Source organism: Streptomyces sp. 1222.5 (assembly GCF_900105245.1).
Taxonomy (GTDB): domain Bacteria; phylum Actinomycetota; class Actinomycetes; order Streptomycetales; family Streptomycetaceae; genus Streptomyces; species Streptomyces albidocamelliae.
Window position 1 is genome coordinate 2890642 of the sequence record NZ_FNSZ01000001.1, and the last position, 21161, is coordinate 2911802.

Annotated in this window: 21 protein-coding genes and 1 riboswitch; of the genes, 6 read left to right on the forward strand and 15 right to left on the reverse strand. The window is 71.8% G+C overall.

The window, feature by feature from the left end:
• Nucleotides 1-76 precede the first annotated feature (76 nt).
• The 4 genes from ligA to BLW57_RS12865 form a co-directional block, all read right to left on the reverse strand.
• Nucleotides 77-2272, reverse strand: coding sequence for an NAD-dependent DNA ligase LigA (gene ligA / locus BLW57_RS12850; RefSeq protein ID WP_093474497.1), 2196 nt, complete (start codon nucleotides 2270-2272; stop codon nucleotides 77-79).
• 15 nt (nucleotides 2273-2287) lie between these two features.
• Nucleotides 2288-3295 (reverse strand): methionine synthase, encoded by a 1008-nt coding sequence (locus BLW57_RS12855; RefSeq protein WP_093474499.1) that lies wholly within the window; start codon nucleotides 3293-3295, stop codon nucleotides 2288-2290.
• Nucleotides 3296-3374: 79 nt separating this feature from the next.
• Nucleotides 3375-4073, reverse strand: a complete 699-nt coding sequence (locus tag BLW57_RS12860; protein ID WP_093474501.1) for an SDR family oxidoreductase — start codon at nucleotides 4071-4073, stop codon at nucleotides 3375-3377.
• Nucleotides 4074-4080: 7 nt separating this feature from the next.
• Complete coding sequence (locus BLW57_RS12865; protein WP_093474503.1) at nucleotides 4081-4620, reverse strand: LOG family protein; 540 nt, start codon at nucleotides 4618-4620, stop codon at nucleotides 4081-4083.
• Between the two features lie 66 nt (nucleotides 4621-4686).
• On the opposite strand from BLW57_RS12865, the gene BLW57_RS12870 reads away from it, so the two are divergent.
• Together BLW57_RS12870 and BLW57_RS12875 are read left to right on the forward strand one after the other, a co-directional pair.
• Nucleotides 4687-5010: a DUF427 domain-containing protein gene (locus tag BLW57_RS12870; protein ID WP_093474505.1), complete on the forward strand. Its 324-nt coding sequence runs from the start codon at nucleotides 4687-4689 to the stop codon at nucleotides 5008-5010.
• Nucleotides 5011-5073: 63 nt separating this feature from the next.
• Complete coding sequence (locus BLW57_RS12875) at nucleotides 5074-5856, forward strand: alpha/beta fold hydrolase (protein WP_093474507.1); 783 nt, start codon at nucleotides 5074-5076, stop codon at nucleotides 5854-5856.
• A 14-nt stretch (nucleotides 5857-5870) separates the two neighbouring features.
• On the opposite strand, the gene mnmA is transcribed toward BLW57_RS12875, so the two are convergent.
• On the reverse strand, nucleotides 5871-7001 hold the full coding sequence (gene mnmA, locus BLW57_RS12880) for a tRNA 2-thiouridine(34) synthase MnmA (protein WP_093474508.1): 1131 nt from the start codon (nucleotides 6999-7001) through the stop codon (nucleotides 5871-5873).
• Between the two features lie 123 nt (nucleotides 7002-7124).
• Here mnmA and BLW57_RS12885 point away from each other — a divergent pair, with 123 nt between their 5' ends.
• Nucleotides 7125-7793, forward strand: coding sequence for an N-acetylmuramoyl-L-alanine amidase (locus BLW57_RS12885; protein ID WP_093474510.1), 669 nt, complete (start codon nucleotides 7125-7127; stop codon nucleotides 7791-7793).
• Between the two features lie 75 nt (nucleotides 7794-7868).
• Nucleotides 7869-8049, forward strand: a riboswitch (TPP riboswitch).
• 8 nt (nucleotides 8050-8057) lie between these two features.
• Here BLW57_RS12885 and BLW57_RS12890 read toward each other — a convergent pair.
• The 3 genes from BLW57_RS12890 to BLW57_RS41370 all read right to left on the reverse strand — a co-directional run bounded on the left by BLW57_RS12890 (nucleotide 8058) and on the right by BLW57_RS41370 (nucleotide 9945).
• Nucleotides 8058-9227 carry a cysteine desulfurase family protein gene (locus BLW57_RS12890; RefSeq protein ID WP_093474512.1) on the reverse strand — a complete coding sequence of 390 codons (1170 nt, stop codon included), beginning with the start codon at nucleotides 9225-9227 and terminating at the stop codon, nucleotides 8058-8060.
• Between the two features lie 216 nt (nucleotides 9228-9443).
• Entirely contained in the window at nucleotides 9444-9722 is a 279-nt protein-coding gene (locus tag BLW57_RS12895; protein ID WP_093474514.1) for a DUF4190 domain-containing protein, read from the reverse strand.
• A 55-nt stretch (nucleotides 9723-9777) separates the two neighbouring features.
• Nucleotides 9778-9945 carry a hypothetical protein gene (locus BLW57_RS41370; protein WP_093474515.1) on the reverse strand — a complete coding sequence of 56 codons (168 nt, stop codon included), beginning with the start codon at nucleotides 9943-9945 and terminating at the stop codon, nucleotides 9778-9780.
• 145 nt (nucleotides 9946-10090) lie between these two features.
• Between BLW57_RS41370 and BLW57_RS12905 the strand changes: the two genes are divergently transcribed.
• Nucleotides 10091-10717 (forward strand): TetR family transcriptional regulator, encoded by a 627-nt coding sequence (locus BLW57_RS12905; RefSeq protein WP_093474517.1) that lies wholly within the window; start codon nucleotides 10091-10093, stop codon nucleotides 10715-10717.
• Nucleotides 10718-11256: 539 nt separating this feature from the next.
• Here the strand turns inward: BLW57_RS12905 and BLW57_RS12910 are convergent.
• Nucleotides 11257-12246 (reverse strand): helix-turn-helix transcriptional regulator, encoded by a 990-nt coding sequence (locus BLW57_RS12910; protein WP_093474519.1) that lies wholly within the window; start codon nucleotides 12244-12246, stop codon nucleotides 11257-11259.
• Between the two features lie 102 nt (nucleotides 12247-12348).
• On the opposite strand from BLW57_RS12910, the gene BLW57_RS12915 reads away from it, so the two are divergent.
• The gene (locus BLW57_RS12915; RefSeq protein ID WP_093474521.1) at nucleotides 12349-12948 is read left to right on the forward strand and encodes a TIGR03086 family metal-binding protein; all 600 of its coding nucleotides are present in this window, start codon (nucleotides 12349-12351) and stop codon (nucleotides 12946-12948) included.
• 16 nt (nucleotides 12949-12964) lie between these two features.
• On the opposite strand, the gene BLW57_RS12920 is transcribed toward BLW57_RS12915, so the two are convergent.
• A complete protein-coding gene (locus BLW57_RS12920; RefSeq protein WP_093474523.1) occupies nucleotides 12965-13828 on the reverse strand; it encodes a thioesterase family protein in 864 nt (287 codons plus the stop codon).
• Nucleotides 13829-13968: 140 nt separating this feature from the next.
• On the opposite strand from BLW57_RS12920, the gene BLW57_RS12925 reads away from it, so the two are divergent.
• Nucleotides 13969-15288 (forward strand): alpha/beta hydrolase, encoded by a 1320-nt coding sequence (locus BLW57_RS12925; RefSeq protein WP_093474524.1) that lies wholly within the window; start codon nucleotides 13969-13971, stop codon nucleotides 15286-15288.
• Here the strand turns inward: BLW57_RS12925 and BLW57_RS12930 are convergent.
• From BLW57_RS12930 to BLW57_RS12950, 5 genes are all read right to left on the reverse strand, one after another.
• On the reverse strand, nucleotides 15197-15856 hold the full coding sequence (locus BLW57_RS12930; RefSeq protein ID WP_093474526.1) for a trimeric intracellular cation channel family protein: 660 nt from the start codon (nucleotides 15854-15856) through the stop codon (nucleotides 15197-15199). The two genes, BLW57_RS12925 and BLW57_RS12930, sit on opposite strands and share 92 nt — an antisense overlap.
• Before the next feature lie 47 nt (nucleotides 15857-15903).
• On the reverse strand, nucleotides 15904-17295 hold the full coding sequence (locus tag BLW57_RS12935) for a M1 family metallopeptidase (protein WP_093474528.1): 1392 nt from the start codon (nucleotides 17293-17295) through the stop codon (nucleotides 15904-15906).
• Nucleotides 17296-17395: 100 nt separating this feature from the next.
• Nucleotides 17396-19027, reverse strand: coding sequence for an ABC transporter ATP-binding protein (locus BLW57_RS12940; protein WP_093474530.1), 1632 nt, complete (start codon nucleotides 19025-19027; stop codon nucleotides 17396-17398).
• Nucleotides 19024-20118: an ABC transporter ATP-binding protein gene (locus BLW57_RS12945; RefSeq protein ID WP_093474531.1), complete on the reverse strand. Its 1095-nt coding sequence runs from the start codon at nucleotides 20116-20118 to the stop codon at nucleotides 19024-19026. Before BLW57_RS12945 ends, BLW57_RS12940 begins: the two co-directional genes overlap by 4 nt.
• The gene (locus BLW57_RS12950; protein ID WP_093474533.1) at nucleotides 20115-21122 is read right to left on the reverse strand and encodes an ABC transporter permease; all 1008 of its coding nucleotides are present in this window, start codon (nucleotides 21120-21122) and stop codon (nucleotides 20115-20117) included. The genes BLW57_RS12945 and BLW57_RS12950 overlap by 4 nt, the downstream gene beginning before the upstream one ends.
• Between the last annotated feature and the right edge of the window lie 39 nt (nucleotides 21123-21161).

Consider the following 21161-nt stretch of genomic DNA (forward strand, 5'->3'; position numbering starts at 1 on the left):
GTCGTCGACGGTTGCCCGAATGCGCCCGGGCCACCCGTATGCAACTGATATGCACCGAACGGGTGGCCTTCAACCGCTACTCCCCGCTCGGAAGCGCGACTTCGGCCGCCGCTTCCGGGCCCTGCTCCAAAAGGACGCCGAAACCGTCCTCGTTCAGAACGGGAACCTTGAGTTGCATGGCCTTGTCGTACTTCGATCCAGGGCTGTCACCGACGACGACGAACGCGGTCTTCTTCGAGACGGAACCGGTCACCTTCGCCCCCCGGCTCTGCAGTGCGTCCTTGGCGCCGTCCCGGGTGAAGTTCTCCAGGGTGCCGGTCACGACGACGGTGAGCCCCTCCAGCGGGCGCGGCCCCTCGTCCTCGCCGGCCGACTGGTCCTCCAGCGGGACTCCGGCGGCCTTCCACTTGCGGACGATCTCCCGGTGCCAGTCCTCGGCGAACCACTCCTTGAGCGCGGCGGCGATGATCGGGCCGACGCCGTCGGTGGTCGCCAGCTCCTGCTCGGTGGCCTGCTCGATGCGGTCGAGGGAACGGAACTCCCGGGCCAGCGCCTGGGCCGCCACCGGTCCCACGTGCCGGATGGACAGGCCGTTGAGGAACCGGGCCAGCGGGCGCTCCTTGGCCGCCTCGATGTTCGCCAGCAGGGCCAGGGTGTTCTTCTTCGGCTCGCCCTTCTGGTTGGCGAAGACCGTGACGACCTTCTCCTCGCCCGTCTTCGGGTCGCGCTTGGGCAGCCCGCTGTCCGGGTCCAGGACGTAGGCCTTGATGGGCAGCAGCTTCTCCACCGTGAGGTCGAAGAGGTCGCCCTCGTCCACCAGCGGCGGGTCGGCCGGCTCCAGCGGCTGGGTGAGGGCGGCCGCCGCCACGTCGCCGAAGTGCTCGATGTCCAGGCACTCGCGGCCCGCGAGGTAGGACAGGCGTCCCCGCAACTGGGCCGGGCAGGTGCGGGCGTTCGGGCAGCGGAGGTCGATGTCGCCCTCCTTCATGGCCCGCAGCGGGGTGCCGCACTCGGGGCACTCGCCCGGCATCACGAACTCCCGCTCGCTGCCGTCCCGCAGGTCGGCCACCGGGCCGAGGATCTCCGGGATGACGTCACCGGCCTTGCGCAGCACGACGGTGTCACCGATGAGCACGCCCTTGGCCTTGACGACCTCCTGGTTGTGCAGGGTGGCGAACTCGACCTCGCTGCCCGCGACCGTGACCGGCTCGACCTGGGCGTACGGCGTGACGCGACCGGTGCGGCCGACGCCCACCTTGATGTCGATCAGCTTGGTGTTGACCTCTTCCGGCGCGTACTTGTACGCGATCGCCCAGCGCGGCGCCCGGGCCGTGGAGCCCAGGCGGCCCTGGAGCCGGATCTCGTCCAGCTTGACGACGACGCCGTCGATCTCGTGCTCGACGGAGTGGCGGTTCTCGCCGTAGTGGGCGATGAACTTCCGTACGCCGTCGAGGTCGTCGACCACGCGGTTGTGCGGGGAGGTGGGCAGGCCCCAGGTCTTCAGCAGGTCGTACGCCTGGGAGAGCCGGGTCATACCCGAGAAGCCCTCCAGCGCGCCGATGCCGTGCACGACCATGTGCAGCGGACGGGTGGCGGTGACCCGCGGATCCTTCTGGCGCAGCGAACCGGCCGCGGCGTTGCGGGGGTTGGCGAAGGGCTTGTCGCCGGCCGCGACCAGCCGTTCGTTGAGGTCGAGGAACCTCTCCATCGGGAAGTAGACCTCGCCACGGATCTCCACGAGGGCGGGGACCTCGTCGCCGGCCAGGCGGTCCGGGATCTCCGCGATCGTGCGGACGTTGGGGGTGATGTCCTCGCCGGTGCGGCCGTCGCCGCGGGTCGCCGCGCGCGTGAGACGGCCGTTCTCGTAGGTGAGGTTGACCGCGAGGCCGTCGACCTTCAGCTCGCACAGGAAGTGGTACTCCTGCTCGCCGAGCTCCCTCGCGATGCGGTCGGCCCAGGCGGCCAGCTCGTCGTCGTTGAAGGTGTTGTCGAGCGAGAGCATCCGCTCGCGGTGCTCGACCGCGGTGAACTCCGTCGCGTAGGACCCGGCGACCTTCTGCGTCGGCGAATCCGGGGTGCGCAGCTCCGGATACTCCGCCTCCAGGGCCTCCAGGGTCTTCAGGAGCCGGTCGAACTCCGCGTCGCTGACGACGGGGGCGTCCTTCACGTAGTACCGGAAGCGGTGCTCCTCGACCTGCTCCGCCAGCCGCGCGTGCTTCTCGCGGGCCTCCGCGGGCACCGCTGTAGTCTCCGCTTGCTTGTCGCCGGCCACCGTGTTGTCCTCCCGTTACTCTGGGTTGTCCGCGAGAGATCTCGCCGCCCGGACGCAGTGGGCGAGCGCCTGGCGTGCGTAGGCGGGGGATGCGCCTGCCAGACCGCACGCCGGGGTCACCGTGACCGCCTCCGCGAGCAGCCCCGGATGCAGGCCCAGCCTGCGCCACAGCGTCCTGACACCCATGACGCTACCGGCAGGGTCTGACAATGGGCCGTCCGTCCCCGGTACGACACCGGCGAACAGCCGCGTCCCGCCCTCGACGGCCTCGCCGATCACGTCGTCGTCACGCTCGGTGAGGAGCGCGAAATCGAAGGAGACGGCGGCCGCGCCCGCCCGCCGCAGCAGCGCGAAGGGCACGTCGGGCGCGCAGGAGTGCACGATGACGGGGCCGTCGGCGTGCGCGCCGACGGTGTCCCGGAGCGTCGCCTCCACGAGTTGCCGGTCCACGGCCCGGTGGGTGCGGTAGCCGCTCGCCGTGCGGACCTGTCCACGCAGGACGGCGGTGAGCGAGGGCTCGTCGAGCTGGAGCACGATGCGCGCTCCGGGCACCCGCCGGCTGACCTCCGCCAGGTGCAGCCGCAGTCCCTCGGCCAGGGAGGCGGCGAGGTCGCGGCAGGCCCCCGGGTCCGACAGCGCGGCCTCGCCGTTCCGCAGTTCCAGGGCGGCGGCCAGGGTCCACGGCCCGACGGCCTGCACCTTCAGGTCGCCCTCGTGGCCCTGGGTGAACTCCTCCAGGGCGTCGAGGTCCTCGCCGAGCCAGGACCGGGCCCGCTTGGTGTCACGGCCGGGCCGGTCCCCGATCCGCCAGCCGCTGGGCTCCACCCGCGCGTACAGGTCGACGAGCATGCCGGCGGTACGGCCGATCATGTCGGCTCCGGGGCCGCGCGCGGGCAGCTCGGCGAGGAAGGGGAAGTCCTCGAGGGACCCGGTGGCGGTCTTGGCGGCCTCACGGGCGTCGCCACCGGGCAGGGACCCGACACCGGTGGCACCACCGAACCTGATCACGCTGTTCTCACTCACCCCCGCAGGGTATGCCGTGACCGCCGCGCGGAACCCCGCCCCCGTCCGCGGCCCCGGGCCGTCGCGGCGGCTGCGGAGGTCATCGTCCCGGCCGCACCGTCAGGTCGTTGACCTCGGCGTCCCGCGGGAGGTCCAGGGCCATGAGGATCGTCGTGGCCACCGACTCGGGGTCGATCCACCGCCCGGGGTCGTACTCCTTGCCCTCCTGCTGGTGGACCTTGGCCTGCATGGGGCTCGCCGTGCGGCCGGGGTAGACCGAGGTGACCCGGACGCCGGCCGCGTGCTCCTCCTGGCGCAGCGAGTCGGCGAGCGCCTTCAGGCCGTGCTTGGAGGCGGCGTACGCGGCCCAGTCGGCGTGGGCGCTGAGTCCGGCGCCCGAGTTGACGAAGATCACATGGCCGCGGGTCGTGCGGAGCTGGGGCAGGAAGTGGCGGGTGAGTTCGGCGGGGGCGATCAGGTTGACGTTGAGCTGGTGACGCCAGGACTTGGGCGTCAGGTCACCGACCGCGCCGAGGTCGACGACGCCGGCGATGTGCAGCAGCGAGTCCACCCGGTCCGGGAGCGTCTGGTGGGAGAACGCCCAGGACAGCTTGTCCGGGTCCGCGAGGTCGCCGACCAGGGTGCGCGCCCCGGGGAACTCGGCGGCCAGTTCCTTCGCCCGTCCCGCGTCGCGCGCGTGCAGCACGATCTCGTCCCCGCGCGCGTGCAGCCGGCGGGCCACGGCGGCGCCGATACCGGAACCGGCCCCGGTGATCACATGAGTAGCCATGCCCGCCATGCTCGCATCAGTGGCGGCCGAGTCGCTCCTCCAGGTGGGCCAGGGCGCCGGCCGGCTCAGCGGCGAAGAAGACCAGCTCGGACAGCGGGCGCGGCAGGAAGCCCTCGGCCTCCATGCGGCGGAACTGCTCCTCCAGGCCGTCGTAGAAACCCTCGGTGTTCAGCAGGACGACCGGCTTCTCGGTGCGGCCGTGCTTCTTCAGCTCCAGGATCTCGGTGGCCTCGTCCAGCGTGCCGGTGCCGCCCACCATGATGACCACGGCGTCGGCCTTCTCCAGCAGCAGCTTCTTGCGCTCGGCGAGGTCGGCCGCGACGACCATCTCGTCGGCGCCGGGCCGCGCCTTGTTCGCGAGGAACTCCACCGAGACGCCCAGCAGTCTGCCGCCCGCCTCCTGCACGCCGTCGGCGACCACTTTCATCAGACCGACGTTGGAACCGCCCCAGACCAGGGCGTGACCGGCCTTGCCGAGCAGTTCGGCGAACTCGCGCGCGGGGCGCGTGTAGCGCTCGTCGAGGTCGGCGGCGGACAGGAAGACGCAGATGTTCATGCGCCCAACCGTACGGCTCCCGCCGCGCCCGGGAAGAAGTGCTGGCCGCCCGGTGCTGTTGTCCACATGACCCAAGGACACACGATCACCATCGAGCAGGGCGAGCGGCACGTGCGCGTGGTGCACGGCGACCAGGTGCTCGCGGAGAGCGACCGCGCCCTGGTGCTGCGCGAGACGGGCTGTCCGGTGCGGTACTACATCCCCGCCGAGGACGTCCGCCTCGAACTGCTGACCTCCTCCGGCACCCGGACCGTCTGCCCCTTCAAGGGCACGGCCTCCTACTGGTCGCTGCCCGACGCGCCCGATCTCGTCTGGGCGTATCCGGACCCGAAGCCGGAGGTGGCGGAGATCAAGGACCACCTGTGCTTCTACGAGGTCGAAGTGTCATGAGAGCGGGCCGCACCGACGTGTCGTGACCGATGGGTCCGGTACGGTGCGGCAGTCTGCACGGCCATGGACAAGAAGACGACTTCCCACGACGGCACCCGCCTCGCGTACGAAGTGACGGGCCGGGGGCCCACGGTGATCCTGGTGAGCGGCGCGATGTCCACCGGGGGCACCGTGGCGCCCCTGGCGGCGCGGCTCGCGGACCGCTGCACGGCCGTCGTCTACGACCGCCGGGGCCGCGGCGCGAGCGGCGACACCGCGCCGTACGCGGTCGCCCGTGAGGTGGAGGACCTGGCCGCGCTGGTCGAGGCGGTGGGGGGCGAGGCGGCGCTGTTCGGGGTCTCCTCGGGCGGAGCCCTGGTCCTGGAGGCGGCGGCGAGCGGACTGCCGGTACGTCAGGTGGCGCTCTACGAGGCGCCGTTCGTCGACTTCCTGCCGGGCGGTGCCGAGCGCGAGGCGGCGTACAAGGAGCAGCTGAACGAGGCGCTGGCGGCGGGCAGGCGCGGGGACGCGGTGGAGCTGTTCCTGCGGTTTACGGGCCTCGGCGAGGAGATGATCCAGGGCGCGCGTCAGTCGCCGATGTGGGCGGGCATGGAGGGCGTGGCGCCCAGCCTCGCGTACGACGACGCGGTCATGGGCGACGGACTGCTGCCCCGCGCACGGCTCGCCGCGATCACCGTGCCCGTGCTGTCGGTGGTCGGCGGGGCGAGCCCGGAGTGGATGCGCGAGGCCGGCCGCGTGATCGCGGACACGGTGCCCGAGGGTACGTACCGCGTGCTGGAGGGCCAGACGCACATGGTCGAACCGGATGTGCTGGGACCGGTGCTGGCCGGGTTCCTCACGGGCTGAGGAGCCCGGTCGGCTCACACCGTCGCGGAGGCCGTGCGCGTGGTCGAGGCGATCGTCGCCGAGCCCACCACGCGCGTGCCGTCGTAGAGGACGATCGCCTGGCCGGGGGCGACACCGCGGACCGGCTCGCCGAAGGTGACGCGGAGCTCGCCGTCGACCGGCTCCGCGGTGACCTCGGTCTCGCCGCCGTGGGCCCGCAGCTGGGCGGTGTAGGTGCCGGGGCCGGTGGGGGCGGTGCCGCACCAGCGGGGCTTGATCGCGGTCAGGGCGCTGACGTCGAGGGCGTCGGCCGGGCCGACGGTGACCGTGTTGCTGACCGGGGAGATGTCGAGGACGTAGCGCGGCTTGCCGTCCGGGGCCGGGGTGCCGATGCGCAGGCCCTTGCGCTGGCCGATGGTGAAGCCGTAGGCGCCCTCGTGCGTGCCCAGGCGGTTGCCGTCCTCGTCGACGATGTCGCCCTCGGCCCGGCCGAGCCGCCGGGCGAGGAAGCCCTGGGTGTCGCCGTCGGCGATGAAGCAGATGTCGTGCGAGTCGGGCTTCTTGGCCACGGCGAGGTTGCGGCGCTCTGCCTCGGCACGGATCTCCTCCTTGGTGGTGACCGTGTCACCGAGGGGGAACATCGCGTGGGCGAGCTGCTTCTCGTCCAGCACGCCGAGGACGTACGACTGGTCCTTGGCCATGTCCGAGGCCCGGTGCAGCTCGCGGGAGCCGTCCTCGCGGAGGATCACCTGGGCGTAGTGGCCGGTGCAGACGGCGTCGAAGCCGAGGGCGAGCGCCTTGTCCAGCAGCGCGGCGAACTTGATCTTCTCGTTGCAGCGCAGGCACGGGTTGGGGGTGCGGCCCGCCTCGTACTCGGCGACGAAGTCCTCGACGACGTCCTCGCGGAAGCGGTCGGCGAGGTCCCAGACGTAGAACGGGATGCCGATGACATCGGCCGCGCGGCGGGCGTCGCGCGAGTCCTCGATGGTGCAGCAGCCCCGCGCGCCGGTGCGGAAGGACTGCGGGTTCGCGGAGAGCGCGAGGTGCACGCCGGTGACGTCGTGGCCGGCTTCCGCGGCGCGCGCGGCGGCGACGGCGGAGTCGACTCCGCCGGACATGGCGGCGAGGACGCGGAGGGGGCGGGGGCGCTGCGGGGTGTCAGTCATAGCCTCTCCAGGGTACGGGGGCGCGGGAACCGGGTCCGCCGGATATCCGTTGAAGATCGCAGGGGCCGAGTGGGGCGACGAGGACGACCGGGGTGACGAGGGCGATCAGGGGGTGAGGGCGGCATGAGCGCGGGAGCGTCGAAGGGCGACACCGACCGGCGGCTGGGGCGGCGGGCCCTGCTGGCGGGCGGGGCGGCGGCGGCCGTGGGCGCGGCCGCGCTGGCCCGGGAGGAGCTGTCCCGGCTGTGGTGGCGGCTGCCGGGCGTGGAGAAGTCACGGGTGGCGGGCGCGGTGGACTTCCGGGGCGCGCGCTGGGTGGCGGCGTCATCCGCGAACTACCGGCGGGCGGACCGTCCGGACGACTATCCGGTCGACCGGGTGGTCGTCCACGTCACCCAGGGCGGCTACGCGTCGGCGGTGAAGGTCTTCCAGGACCCCGGGCACCAGGCGGCCGCGCACTACATCGTGCGTAGGAACGGCCAGGTCACCCAGTTGATCCGGGAACTGGACGTGGCCTTCCACGCGGGGAACCGGGCGTACAACGAGCGCAGTGTCGGCATCGAGCACGAGGGCTTCGTCGAGCACGCGTCCTCGTTCACGGACGCCATGTACGCGGCCTCGGCGCGGCTGACGGCGGCGGTCTGCGCGCGGTACGGCATACCCGTGGACCGCGAGCACATCGTCGGCCACGCGGAGGTGCCGGGCACGGACCACACCGATCCGGGGCCGCACTGGGACTGGGAGCGGTACCTGCGGCTGGTGCGGAAGGCGCGCGGAACCGGGGCGGCATGAGGACCACGCATAAAAAATCAAGAAATAAGGGCTTTTTGTCTGGTATGAGGAGTTCTATTCTGGAAGCAAGACCTGCGAGACGAGTGAGGGAGTTCAAGCGGAGTAGCCGACTTCAGCGAGAGGCACACGGTCTCCGCTGGTGCCGACATCGACGCTCGGACTGAGAGGCCGAAACGGTTGCTTCGACAGAACCGGACGGCGACCCCCATCACCTGATCCGGACAATACCGGCGAAGGGAACCCGCCTCGTAGGTCGCTTCGCGTTCAGCTGAGGCCGGCCGCCCGTGCGCGCTCCACGGCCGGGCCGATCGCCTTGGCGACCGCTTCGACGTCCGCCTCGGTGGAGGTGTGGCCGAGCGAGAAGCGCAGGGTGCCGCGGGCCAGGTCCGGGTCGGTGCCGGTGGCGAGCAGGACGTGGCTGGGCTGGGCCACGCCCGCGGTGCAGGCGGAGCCGGTGGAGCACTCGATGCCCTGGGCGTCCAGCAGGAGCAGCAGGGAGTCGCCCTCGCAGCCGGGGAAGCTGAAGTGCGCGTTGGCCGGGAGGCGGCCCTCGGGCGCCGGGTCCCCGCCGAGGATCGCGTCCGGTACGGCGCCGCGCACGGCGTCGACCAGCTGGTCGCGCAGGGCGCCGATCTCCCGTGCGAACCACTCGCGCTGTCCGGCGGCCAGCCGGCCGGCGACGGCGAAGGAGGCGATGGCCGGCACGTCGAGGGTGCCGGAGCGCACGTGACGTTCCTGGCCGCCGCCGTGCAGGACGGGGACGGGGGTGTACTCGCGGCCGAGGAGCAGGGCGCCGATGCCGTACGGGCCGCCGACCTTGTGGCCGGAGACGGTCATCGCGGCGAGGCCGGAGGCGGCGAAGTCGACCGGGACCTGCCCGAAGGCCTGGACCGCGTCGGCGTGCAGCGGTACGTCGAACTCGGCGGCCGCTTCGGCCAGTTGACGGACCGGCATGAGCGTGCCGATCTCGTTGTTGGCCCACATCACGGTGGCCAGGGCCACGTCCTCGGGAGCGCGGGCGATCGCCTCGCGCAACACCTCGGGGTGGACGCGGCCGTGGGAGTCGACGGGGAGGTACTCGACCGTGGCGCCCTCGTGTTCGCCGAGCCAGTGGACGGCGTCGAGGACGGCGTGGTGCTCGACGGGGCTGGCGAGGATGCGGGTACGGGCCGGGTCCGCGTCGCGGCGGGACCAGTACAGGCCCTTCACGGCGAGGTTGTCGGCCTCGGTGCCGCCGGAGGTGAAGACGACCTCGCTGGGGCGGGCGCCGAGCGCTTCCGCGAGGGTCTCGCGGGATTCCTCGACCGTACGGCGGGCCCGGCGGCCGGAGGCGTGCAGGGAGGACGCGTTGCCGGCGATGCTCAGCTGGGCGGTCAGTGCCTCTGCCGCCTCCGGGAGCATCGGGGTCGTGGCGGCGTGGTCGAGGTAAGCCATGGTGTGGCCGATTCTACGGGGCCCTTGGGGTCGGCTTCGGCGGCACCTGGGGCTGCGCCCCGCCCGAGCCGCACCGGGCTCGGTGGCGGCGTACCCGGCACTGTCGGGCCGTGCCACCCGTTCCACCCTGCGCAACGACCGTCCACAGCGGGCGGGGGCGGTGGGGTGCCCCGTCGTCCTCGGGGCCGCCTCCTGCGCGTGGGGGTCAGGGCGCGGTCACAGGCTCCAGGAGACCGTGTGGGAGATCTGCATCGCCGTCAGCAGGACGGCCAGGTCGGCGATGCCCAGGGCCAGGCCCAGGTAGGCGCGGCCGCGGCGGCTCGTGCCGCGCCAGAGGGCGACGACGGCCAGGGCGATGGCGACCGGGCCGAGGAAGACGTTGAGGACGAGCAGGCCGAGGAGGCCCAGGATGAAGGACGCGACGGCCATGCCGTCGGCGTCGCGGGTGCGCGGGCGGGTGTCGGTGCGGCCGGTGGCCGGTGCGGTGAGTTGCATGATGCTCAGCTCCTGAAGTCCTTTCGTGACGGTCAGACGGCCGTGTGCGGCACGGTCACTCGGCCGAGGTGCGGCGACGGCGGCCATGGCGCTCGCGGATCGCGAAAACGCCGAGCCAGACGGCGATGACGGCGGCCAGCAGGCCGGTGACGGTCAGCGGTGCGTGGGCCACGGTGCCCAGCACCACGCCGAGCAGCATGAGTGCGGCGACGAGGAACAGCATGGGATCAGATCCCCCCTCCGAGATGCCTCGTGTCGAGCCGTTGTGAAGTTTGGGTGAACAGTTGTAGTAACAGTTGTTCACTGACTTCGAGTCTAGCGCGTCCCACGGCTTTTCAATTCCAGAGAACAGTTGTTAACTGGATGACATGAGTCACACCCTCGGCATCCGGCAGGCCCAGAAGCAGAAGACCCGGCAGGCGTTCCTCGACGCGGCACTCGCGCTGCTGGAGGAGCAGAGCCTGAGCAGCCTGGGCCTGCGCGAGGTCGCCCGGGCGGTCGGGGTCGCCCCGACCGCCTTCTACCGGCACTTCCGCTCGACCGCGGATCTCGGCGTGGCCCTGGTCGACGAGGCGCTGGGCAGCCTGCACCCGATGGTGCGGACGACCGTGTCCACGACCGGCGACAGCGAGGAACGCATCACGCGGGCCATCGAGTTGATCGCCCACCACGTGGACGCCTATCCGGCACACGTCCGGTTCATCGCCCGGGAGCGGCACGGCGGGGTGCAGCCGGTACGCGCGGCCATCCGGGAGCAACTCGCCCGGTTCGCCGAGGAGGTGAAGGCCGAGCTGGCCAAGGACTCCGAGGCGGCGGGCTGGAACGACGACGACCTGCTGATGCTCGCGCACCTCTACGTCGACCAGATGCTCATCACCGCCTCCCTGTTCCTGGAGGCGCTGGAGGCCCCGGAGGAGGAGCGGGAGCGGGTGACCCAGCTCGCCGCCCGCCAGCTGAGGCTCATCAGCATCGGCCGCAACCACTGGCGGGACTGAGGCCCGCGCTCTCGAAGCGGCCACCCCGCCCAGCTCCGCTCAGCCCTGTTCGGCCGCTCCCCCGGTCCGGCCTCCCGCCTGTCCGCCGCCCGGAGCGCCGCAGCCCCCGGCCCGCCCTGCGCCCGGGCCGCCCCGACCGCCGGGCGCGCCGCTCGGCACACCCGTGGGCATCCCGCTGGGCATGCCGGTCGGCCCGCCCGCGGCAGGCCCCGACGGCGCACCGGACGGGGCCCCGCTCGGCCCGCCGGACGCGCCGCCCGTCGGCATGCCGGACGGAGCCCGGCAGTCGCGCTGCCCGCCTGAGTCCTGGGTGGTGGAGGCGGACGAGCCGCCGGAGCCGCACGCGGTCAGCAGCGGGGGGGGGACGCGGTGGGAAGGACGACGGCGGGGAGAATCCGGGCACGCTTCATGAGAGCCGGCTCCGAGATCGATGAGAAGGTCCTGGGGCTTGCACTCGATCAACGGCGTGTGGGACGTCCCTGGGAGCGCCCTGTCCGCACCCTGTCGAACAGGCAAAGCGCATCCCAAGTGCCCCCCCCTCACCCGGGGTTCTCGTCGCCGTCGGGGGACGCGCCCCGGTACAGGGCCGTGACGGCGCGGGCCCCCGCCAGCAGCTCCGCGCGGGCCTCGGGCGGGTCCAGGACCTCCAACCGGTCGGAGAAGGCGAGGAGTTGCCGCACCGCGCGCAGCACCGGGTACGACAGCCGGGCGGTCACCCACTCGCTCTCGCCGTCGTCGCCGGACAGGGCCGTGAGCTGGGCGGCGGCCATCCGCTGGAACATGTCGAGATGCTCGCGCCGCAGCCGGACGGTGACCTCGACCCCGTTCTCCCGGTCCTCCACCTGGCGGCGCAGCATCTCCCAGACGTCGGCCAGTTCGATGCCCTTCCGGCGCCGTACGGGGTCGTCCAGCAGCCGGGCCGAGCGCACCCGGTCGGCCCGGAACAGGCGCGGGGCGCCGCGCCGGTCGGCGACCAAATACCAGACCCCCGCCTTGGCCACCAGCCCGTAGGGGTCCACGGTGTACGCCCGCGGCTCCCGCTCCCCGCTGTGCCGGTAGCGCAGCCTGAGACGCCGGTCGGAGAAGACCGCGTCCTGCAGCACCTCCAGGTCGACAGCCTTTTGCGGCCCGCTCCGCCAGCGGGTGGCGTCGACCAGGATGCGGCGGCTGGTCACCTCGGCGGCGGGCCGGTACGGCGCCGGGAGCGCGGCCATCACCTTGCGCAGGGCGGAACCGAGGGCCGCGTCGAGCCCGAGCGCGGCGTGGGCGCCCTGGGCGGCCAGGATGAACAGCGCGCGGGACTCGTCGGCGGTCAGGCCGGTGACGTCCGTGCGGAAGCCGGCGAGGAGTTCGATGCCGCCGTGCCGGCCGCGCTCGGCGTAGACGGGGACGCCCGAGGCCGACAGCGCCTCGACGTCCCGGTAGATGGTGCGGACCGAGACCTCCAGCCGGCCGGCGAGTTCGTGTGCCGGCACCCGGCCCCGGGTCTGGAGGAGCAGCAGGATCGACAGCAGACGGTCGGACTTCACGTCCCCAGACTCCCGCCTCCGCGAAGTCCCGCGCAAATGTTGACGGAAGTTGTCAGGTTATCCGGGGATGCTCCTCCTACCGATCACGAGGGAGACATCACGATGACCACCACCGGATTCACCGATCCACGCCCCGTCTACACCCGTGCCACCGAGCAGGCGGCCGAGATCATCAAGGCGGTGCGCCCCGAGCACCTCGACGCCCCCACGCCGTGTACCGAGTTCGACGTACGGTCCCTGCTGAGCCACGTCGTCGGCGGCACCCGGCGGATCGCGGTCGTCGGCGAGGGCGGCGACGGGCTCGCCGTGCACCCGACCGCCGACGGCGTGGCGGACGACGGCTGGGCGGCGGCGTACGACGAGGTACGGGTGCGCGTCCTGAAGGCCTGGGAGAGCGACGAGCGGATGACGAGCGCGGTACGCGTGCCCTGGGGCGAGGTCCCCGGCCACGCGGCGCTGTCGGGCTACGTCATGGAGATCGTCACCCACACCTGGGACCTCTCCGAGGCGATCGGGCACCCGCGGGAGCTGGATCCCGAACTGGCCGAGTTCGCCCTGGCCAACGCCCGCAAGGTGCTGCCCGACTCCCGGCCCCGCGACGCGGCGACGCCCTTCGCCGAGCGCCGGGAGGCGTCCGACGGGGCCGGCCCCTACGAGCGGCTGGCGGCCTGGCTGGGGCGTACACCGCTCCGCCGGAGCTGAGGCCCCGGGACCCGGATCAGCCGAGCCGCACGCGGGCCAGCTGGCGGGACTGGGCGACCAGGCGGTCCTCGGAGTCCCAGACCTCGGCGTCCTCCTCCAGGAAGCCGCCGGCCAGGTTGCGGGTGCTGATCGACACCCGCAGCGGGCCGGGGGCCGGACGGTGGCGCACGTGGACGGTGAGTTCCACGGTGGGCACCCAGCCCTTGAGGCCGATCTCGAAGGCGGTGGGCGGGAGGGCGTCCACCGTTAGGAGCAGGGAGAGGGGGTCCGCGTCCCGGCCGTCTGCGAGGCCGAACCAGGCGCGCATCTCCCCCTTGCCGGACGGTGCCCCGAGGGCCCAGCCGAGGGTCGTGGGATCGAGCTTGAGCATCAGGCGGTCGGTGATCGCGGAGCTGCCCTCGACCGGGGCGGGGCCGTCCTCGGGGCCGAAGCACTGGTCCATGGGCGGGATCGCCGGCGGCTTCGCGGTCGTACGGACGTCGTCGGGCAGGGTGCCCAGGTCGCCGTAGGAGGCGAGGACGCGGATGCGTTCGACCTCCTTGCCCTCCTCGTCGTACTGGAGGAGCGAGGCCTGGCCGGTGGAGAGGGTGCGGCCGGTGCGGACCGTCTCCGTGCGGACGACCGCCGGGCCCGGCTGGGAGGCGGTCAGGTAGTGCGCGGAGATGGTGAAGGGGTCCGGGTGCGGGAGGGTGTCCGCGAGGGCCCTGCCGAGCACGGCCAGCAGGTAGCCGCCGTTGACGGCGCTGATGATGGTCCAGCCGGCCGAGAGGTCGATGTCGTAGACGCCGGGCGCGCGCCGGGTCACCGCGGTGTCGCGGTCGAACTCGCCGGCACCGATCACGGCCCGCGAAGGAGCGGAGGCGGAAGCTGCTTCTGGCATGGGTGAACGGTACAACAGCAAACTACTAAGCGGTAGCTTTTGGCTCGATGCCTCGTCGCCAAGGTGAGGATCCGGCAGTTTCCCGGTAAGTGTCCGGACACGTCCACAACCCGGAGCCGGGAATTCCCCTCTAGGGGGACATGAGCCTCACCGGGACTCCGTTCCTCTGCACGACCATCGCCCTGTCCGTGGTCGCTCTCGTGCTGCCGCTCCTGACGTGGTCGCGGATGCGCGGGCCCCGGCCGCTGCGGCTGGCGGCGCGGACACTGATGCTGCTGTTCGCCCAGGGCACGGCGGTCACCCTGGTCTTCGTCCTGGTGAACAACCAGAACGCCCTGTACGACAACTGGGCCGACCTCCTCGGCACCGGCGATCACGTCCAGCAGGCCGCGGACCTCGGCGGCGACGGCACCGGCGGGATAGCGGTGCAGCGGCTGCCCAGGGTCGAGCAGACCTTCACGGCGGCCGACGGACCCGGCATGCGCGCGGCCGGCGGAGTACGCGTCACCCAGCTCAGGGGCCGGGTCTCGGGCGTGAACGCCGAGGTCTACGTGTGGCTGCCGCCCCAGTACGACGACCCGGCCTACCGAGGCAAGAGGTTTCCGGTCGTGGAGCTGCTGCCGGGCTACCCGGGATCGGCGAAGGCCTGGTTCGGCTCGCTGGGAGCCCACGAGCAGCTGCTGCCGCTGATGCGGAGCGGGCAGGTCGCGCCGTTCATCCTGGTCGCGCCGCGCACCAACCTGCTGGCCGGCGTCGACACCGGCTGCGCCAACATCCCGGGCCAGGTCAACGCCGACAGCTGGCTCAGCATCGACGTGCCGAAGATGGTCACCGACAACTTCCGGGCCCAGCCGGCACCGCAGGGCTGGGCGGTGGCCGGGTACTCGGCGGGCGCGCACTGCGCGGCCAAGCTGGCCGTGGCCCACCCGGACCGGTACCGGGCCGCGGTGAGCATGTCCGGGTACAACGACCCGATCGGCGAGCGCAACTCCCTCGCCGCCCAGACCCCCGCCCTGCGCGCCGCGAACGATCCGTACCTGCTCCTGCGGAAGGCACCCGTACCGCCCCGGATCGCGCTGTACCTCTCCGGTCAGCCCGGCGACGGCTACGAGGCGGGCACAGCCCTGCGGTCCGCGGCCAAGGCGCCGACCACCGTGCACGTGGTGTTCGTACCGCGCAGCGCGGGCGGCCACAACATGGCGCTGTGGCGGCCGCAGGTCACCCCGGTCTTCCGCTGGCTGACCCTGGAGATGGGCCAGGGCCGCGCCGGAGGGCGGGTGGGCGCCGCGGACGGCCCCGCCGGCTCCCTCCCAGGGGCCACCGGGTCCCTCACCGGGACCGCCGCCGGGGCCCGTCGACCGGCCGGGGCTACTCCTCGGTCACCGTCGACCGGCGGTTCCACGCACGCGGCGCTCGCCAGTGGAACCGCATCGCGAGCAGCCGCAGCACGAAGGCCATGACGACCGCGAGCCCGCTGGTGAGCGGGGTCAGGGCGTCATAGCGGATGAACAGCACGACCATCGAGGCGCCGACGACGGCGGGGACGGCGTACAGATCGCGGTCCCAGCGCAGCAGCGACGGCACCTCGTTGGCGAGCACGTCCCGCAGCACGCCGCCGCCGACGGCGGTGGCGAGGCCCAGCGTTGCCGAGGCGGTCAGCCCGAGGCCGTAGCTGTACGCCTTCGTGGTGCCGCTCACGGCGAAGAGGCCGAGACCGGCGGCGTCGAAGACGAGCACGCCCATCTGGATCCGCTCCACGTGCGGGTGCAGGAAGAAGACGACGAGCGTGGCGAGCAGCGGGGTGACGAAGTAGCCGAGGTCGGTGAAGGCGGCCGGCGGAACCGCTCCGATGACCAGGTCGCGGAACAGTCCTCCGCCCAGCGCGGTGACCTCGGCGAGCACGGCGATGCCGAAGACGTCGAAGTTCTTCCGGACGGCCAGGAGAGCGCCGGAGATCGCGAACACGAAGATGCCGATCACATCGAGCGTGTGCTGGACGGAGGGACTGAAGAGTTGCTGGAGCTGCACCCTGACATTCTCACCCGACGGAGCGGGTGAACCTTACAAAGCCAGGCTCACAGGGCCGGTTTCCCTGTTGTGAACAGCCAGGCGTCGAAGAGGTCGTCCAGCTGCTGCCCGCTGACCCGCTCGGCGAGGCGGACGAAGTCGGCGGTGTCCGCGTTGCCGTACCGGTGGAGTCTGGTCCAGGCGGGCAGCAGGCGGAAGAAGGCCCGGTCCCCGATCCGCTCGCGCAGCGCCTGGAGGGTCATCGCGCCGCGCTGGTAGACGGCGGAGGCGAACATCGTGTCGCGCTGCGGGTCGGCCACCTTGATCTGCCAGAAGGCGGAGCCGGCGGGACGGGAGTCGTAGCCGGCGCGGAAGGAGTCGTGGGCGGAGCGGGTGCCCTGGTGCTCGGCCCACAGCCACTGGGCGTACGTGGCGAATCCCTCGTTCAGCCAGATGTCCTTCCACTGCGCCACGCTCACCGAGTCGCCGAACCACTGGTGGGCCAGCTCGTGCACGATGGTCGACTCGCTGCGCACGGCCGAGTAGGCGGGCTTGCTCTGCACCTCCAGCGAGAACCCGGCCTCGGGCATGTCGTCGACGATCGCGCCGGTCTCCTCGAACGGGTAGGGCCCGAAGACCTGGGACCAGTAGTCCGTGGCGGCCGCGGTGACGGCGTACACGTCGACGCTGTTGCCGTTCTTCAGCACCGGGTCGACGGCGACGTAGATCGGGGTGCCGCCGGGGGTCCTGCCGGTGCGTACGTCGAACTTGCCGATGGTGGCCGTGGCGAGGTAGGTCGCCATCGGCCTGCGCTCGCGCCAGTGGGTGTACGTCGAGCCGCCCCGGTCGTACGTCGACACCAGCCGGCCGTTGGAGACGGCGGTCAGGCCCCTCGGGGCCTTGACGCGGATGTCGTAGGTGGCCTTGTCGGAGGGGTGGTCGCTGGACGGGAACCAGGTGGAGGCGGCGTTGGGCTCGCAGGCGACGAAGACGCCGTCACCGGTCTTCATCCAGCCGTAGTCCGACCCGAACACGATGGGGCCGTTGAGCGGCCGGGGTATGCCGCCGTAGGTGACGCTCACCGTGAAGTGCCGCCCGGCACGCAGGTAGCGGCGCGGGGTGACGGTGATCTCGTCGCCGTCCCGTGTGAACGCGGCGCGTCTTCCGTCGACTTCGACGCGGCTGACCTCCAACTGCTGGAGGTCGAGGTCGAAGGACGAGAGGTTCTGGGTGGCGCGCGCGGTGAGGGTGGCACGGCCGTCGAGGCGGCCGGTGTCGGGGGCGTAGGCGAGGGCGAGGTCGTAGTGGCGGGCGTCGAAGCCGCCGTTTCCGAGTTCGGGGAAGTAGGGATCGCCGATGCCCGCCGTGCCCGGGGTGGGGGCGGAGGAGGCGGCGATGACGAGGAAGGAGGCCGCCGCGGTCGCGAGGGCCCCCAGACGTGCCGAACGGGAGAGTGCCATGAGTCGTCCCTTTCGAGCATGTGCCGGTCAGTGGACTGACACGGACGACTCTGCGCTCTCCCGTTCAGGCATGTACATGACTTTGCCGACTTGTCATGTGCTACTTGTCGGTTGACTCCTGGGAGTCGGATCCGGAGTCGGCGTCCGCCGCGGCTGCCGTGCCGGACCCGGACGCCGGCTCGGCCTCCGCCCCGGACTCGGCGTCGCGCTCCGCCTCGGCCTCGCGGCCGGCCTGCTCGGCGACGGCCTCCGGCTCCCCGGCGGGAGCGTCGGCGGCGGCACCGGCCGACGCCTCGGGCGCGTCGGCCGCGCCGTCGGCCGCGGGCTCGGCCTTCCCGGTGGAGACCTTCGCCCCGGGACCGGTCTTCGCGCCGGACTCCGCGGCGGCCTCGGCAGCCGCTTCGTCCTCGGCGACGGGCACGGCCTCGGCCTTGGCCTCGGCAGCAGACTCAGCCTCAGGCTCGGCCTCGGCCTCGGGCTTGGCCTCGGCAGCAGGCTTCGCCGCGATGGCCGTCTCCTCGGCAGTGGCCGTCTTCTCGGCGGCGGCCGTCTCGGACACCGTGGCTTCCTCGGCCGCCGGCTCCTCCGCCGCCGAACTGCCGCCGGCGATCGCGTCCGGGACCAGCTCGGACGCGGCCTTCGCCACCGACAGCAGGACGGTGTCCTGCGGAGCCTGGTCGGCGAAGTTCTCCGGGTGGTGGCAGGCGACCCGCTGACCCGGCTTCAGCTCGACGAGCTGCGGCTCGGTCGTCTTGCAGATCTGCGTCGCCTTCCAGCACCGGGTGTGGAACCGGCAGCCGGACGGCGGGGCGATCGGCGAGGGCACGTCGCCGCGCAGCAGGATGCGCTCGCTCTTCTGCCCCCGGCGCTTCGGGTCCGGCACCGGCACGGCCGACATCAGCGCGTTGGTGTACGGGTGCATCGGCGCCTCGTACAGCGAGGTGCGGTCGGCGAGTTCGACGATCTTGCCGAGGTACATCACCGCGATGCGGTCCGAGACGTGCCGCACCACGGAGAGGTCGTGGGCGATGATCACGTAGGTGAGGCCGAGTTCCTCCTGGAGGTCGTCCATGAGGTTGACGACCTGCGCCTGGATCGACACGTCCAGGGCGGACACCGGCTCGTCCGCCACCACGAGCTTCGGCTTGAGGGCGAGCGCGCGGGCGATGCCGATGCGCTGGCGCTGGCCGCCGGAGAACTCGTGCGGGTAGCGGTTGTAGTGCTCGGGGTTGAGACCCACCAGTTCGAGGAGCCGCTGGACCTCCTTCTTCACCCCGCCCTCGGGCTCGACGCCCTGCAGCCGGAAGGGCGCGGAGACGATCGAGCCGATGGTGTGCCGGGGGTTCAGGGAGCCGTAGGGGTCCTGGAAGATCATCTGGATGTCGCGGCGCAGCGGGCGCATCCGCCCGGTGCTCAGCCGCGTGATGTCCTGGCCCTCGAAGGTGATCCTGCCGCCGGTCGGGTCCTGGAGGCGGGTGATGACCCGGCCCATGGTCGACTTGCCGCAGCCCGACTCGCCGACCACGCCCAGGGTCTCGCCCTTGCGCACCTCGAAGTCGATGCCGTCGACCGCCCTCACGGCGCCGACCTGCCGCTGCAGGATTCCCTTCTTGATCGGGAAGTGCTTGGTCAGGCCCTCGACCCTGAGCAGCACGTCACGCTCTTCCGGGGACGACGCCTGCTTCGGGACCGTGGCCTCGGCGACGGTGTCCGTCTTCTTGGTCTCACTCACAGCTTCGGCGCAATCTCTTCGGTCCAGATCCGCTGACGGTCCTCCGCCGAGAGGTGGCAGGCGGACCAGTGCCCGGTGCTCACCAGCTCCAGCTCGGGGCGCACCGTGCGGGTGACGTTCCCCTTGGGGATGTCCGCGTACGGGCAGCGCGGGTGGAAGGCGCAGCCCGAGGGGACGTTGATGAGGCTCGGCGGCTGGCCCTTGACGGGGATGAGCCGTTCGGAGGTGTCGCGGTCGATGCGGGGCATCGAGCCGAGCAGACCCCACGTGTAGGGGTGCTGCGGCTGCTCGAAGACCTGGTCCGCCGGACCGCGCTCCACGCACCGGCCGCCGTACATCACGAGGACGTCGTCGGCGATCTCGGCGACCACACCGAGGTCGTGGGTCACCATGATGACCGCGGAGCCGAACTCCTTCTGCAGATCCCGGATCAGGTCGAGGATCTGCGCCTGGACGGTCACGTCGAGTGCGGTGGTCGGCTCGTCCGCGATGAGCAGCTCGGGGTTGTTCACCAGCGCCATGGCGATCATGGCGCGCTGGCGCATACCGCCGGAGAACTCGTGCGGGTAGCCGTCCACCCGCTTGGCCGGCTCGGGGATGCCGACCCGGTCGAGCATCTCGATTGCCCGCTTCCGGGCGACCTTCCTGCTGACGTTGTGGTGCACCCGGTAGGCCTCGACGATCTGGTCGCCGACCTTGTAGTAGGGGTGCATCGCGGACAGCGGGTCCTGGAAGATCATCGCCATCTCGCGGCCGCGGAGCTTGCGCACCTCGTCCGGGGCGGCGGAGACCAGTTCCTTGCCGTCCAGCCAGATCTCGCCGGACATCTGCACGTTCTTGCCGCGGGTGCCGAGCCGGTGCAGGCCCATGATGGCCTGCGAGGTGACCGACTTGCCGGAGCCGGACTCGCCGACGACGGCGAGGGTCCGGCCCTTCTCCAGCGAGAAGCTGAGCCCGTCGACGGACTTGACCAGGCCGTCGTCGGTCGGGAAGTGCACCTTGAGGTCGCGGACCTCGAGGAAGGCCTCGGGCGCCTTGCGGGCGGAGGTGGGCTCCCCCACCGCGGCACCGGTCTTGGAGAGTTCGGTCACGAGAGCCTCACCCGCGGGTCGGCGGCGGCGTAGAGCACGTCCACCAGGAGATTTGCGAAGACGACGAAGAATGCGGCGAGCAGGGTCACGCCGAGGATCTTGGGCAGGTCGTTGTCGGTGATGCCCTGCACCGCGTACTGGCCGATGCCGGGCAGCGAGAACACCGACTCCGTGATCACGGCGCCGCCGAGCAGCAGACCGAGGTCCATGCCGAAGACCGTGATGATCGGGGTGAGGGCGGCCCGCAGTCCGTGCCGGGTGACGACGGTGCGCTCCCGCAGGCCCTTCGCGCGGGCCGTGCGGATGAAGTCCTCGTTCATCGTCTCCAGCATGCCCGAGCGGGTGAGCCGGGCGTAGATCGCGGAGTACAGCAGGGCGAGCGAACACCACGCCGGGAAGAGGGTGTTGGCCCACTGGGAGGGGTTCTCGGTGAACGGGACGTAGGTCTTGCCGAAGATCGGCCACTGATAGGTGAAGAGCAGGATCGCCAGGTTTCCCGTGAAGAACATGGGCAGCGAGACGCCGGTGAGCGCGATGCCCATGAAGGCCCGGTCCAGGACCGAACGCGGCTTCAGTGCGGAGACGACGCCGGCCACGACACCCGAGACCAGCCACAGCACGGCGGCACCGACGGCCAGCGAGAGGGTGATCGGAAGTCGGGAGGTGAGCTCCGGCCACACGGCCTGGTGGTTCTTGAACGAGTAACCGAAGCAGGGTGCGTCGCAGTGCACCGTGGTGGGGCCGAGGTCGTAGGTGGCGCCGGCCACGATCCCCTTGATGAAGTGCCAGTACTGGACGTAGACGGGCTGGTCCAGACCGAGGTTGTGCTTGACAGCGGCGATGTCCGCCGGGGACGGGCTCTTGCCGATGTACTGCTGCGCCAGCTGGTCCGCTGTCTGGCCGGCAAGCCGTGGCAGCAGGAAGAAGATGGCGAAGGTGACCGCGGAGACGACCAGCAGCAGGATCACTGCCGCGAACGTCCGGCGGAGGATGTACGAGATCACGGGGACCGGCGCTGGTGCCCGCGGGCCGCGAAGCCCGCG

What these genes read in the sequence shown, in the direction of transcription:
- BLW57_RS12860 (WP_093474501.1), bottom strand. Translation starts at nt 4,073, where the DNA reads ATGGCGGGCATGGCTACTCATGTGATCACCGGGGCCGGTTCCGGTATC.
- BLW57_RS12865 (WP_093474503.1), bottom strand. Translation starts at nt 4,620, where the DNA reads ATGAACATCTGCGTCTTCCTGTCCGCCGCCGACCTCGACGAGCGCTAC.
- BLW57_RS12870 (WP_093474505.1), top strand. Translation starts at nt 4,687, where the DNA reads ATGACCCAAGGACACACGATCACCATCGAGCAGGGCGAGCGGCACGTG.
- BLW57_RS12875 (WP_093474507.1), top strand. Translation starts at nt 5,074, where the DNA reads ATGGACAAGAAGACGACTTCCCACGACGGCACCCGCCTCGCGTACGAA.
- mnmA (WP_093474508.1), bottom strand. Translation starts at nt 7,001, where the DNA reads ATGACTGACACCCCGCAGCGCCCCCGCCCCCTCCGCGTCCTCGCCGCC.
- BLW57_RS12885 (WP_093474510.1), top strand. Translation starts at nt 7,125, where the DNA reads ATGAGCGCGGGAGCGTCGAAGGGCGACACCGACCGGCGGCTGGGGCGG.
- BLW57_RS12890 (WP_093474512.1), bottom strand. Translation starts at nt 9,227, where the DNA reads ATGGCTTACCTCGACCACGCCGCCACGACCCCGATGCTCCCGGAGGCG.
- BLW57_RS12895 (WP_093474514.1), bottom strand. Translation starts at nt 9,722, where the DNA reads ATGCAACTCACCGCACCGGCCACCGGCCGCACCGACACCCGCCCGCGC.
- BLW57_RS41370 (WP_093474515.1), bottom strand. Translation starts at nt 9,945, where the DNA reads ATGCTGTTCCTCGTCGCCGCACTCATGCTGCTCGGCGTGGTGCTGGGC.
- BLW57_RS12905 (WP_093474517.1), top strand. Translation starts at nt 10,091, where the DNA reads ATGAGTCACACCCTCGGCATCCGGCAGGCCCAGAAGCAGAAGACCCGG.
- BLW57_RS12915 (WP_093474521.1), top strand. Translation starts at nt 12,349, where the DNA reads ATGACCACCACCGGATTCACCGATCCACGCCCCGTCTACACCCGTGCC.
- BLW57_RS12920 (WP_093474523.1), bottom strand. Translation starts at nt 13,828, where the DNA reads ATGCCAGAAGCAGCTTCCGCCTCCGCTCCTTCGCGGGCCGTGATCGGT.
- BLW57_RS12925 (WP_093474524.1), top strand. Translation starts at nt 13,969, where the DNA reads ATGAGCCTCACCGGGACTCCGTTCCTCTGCACGACCATCGCCCTGTCC.
- BLW57_RS12935 (WP_093474528.1), bottom strand. Translation starts at nt 17,295, where the DNA reads ATGGCACTCTCCCGTTCGGCACGTCTGGGGGCCCTCGCGACCGCGGCG.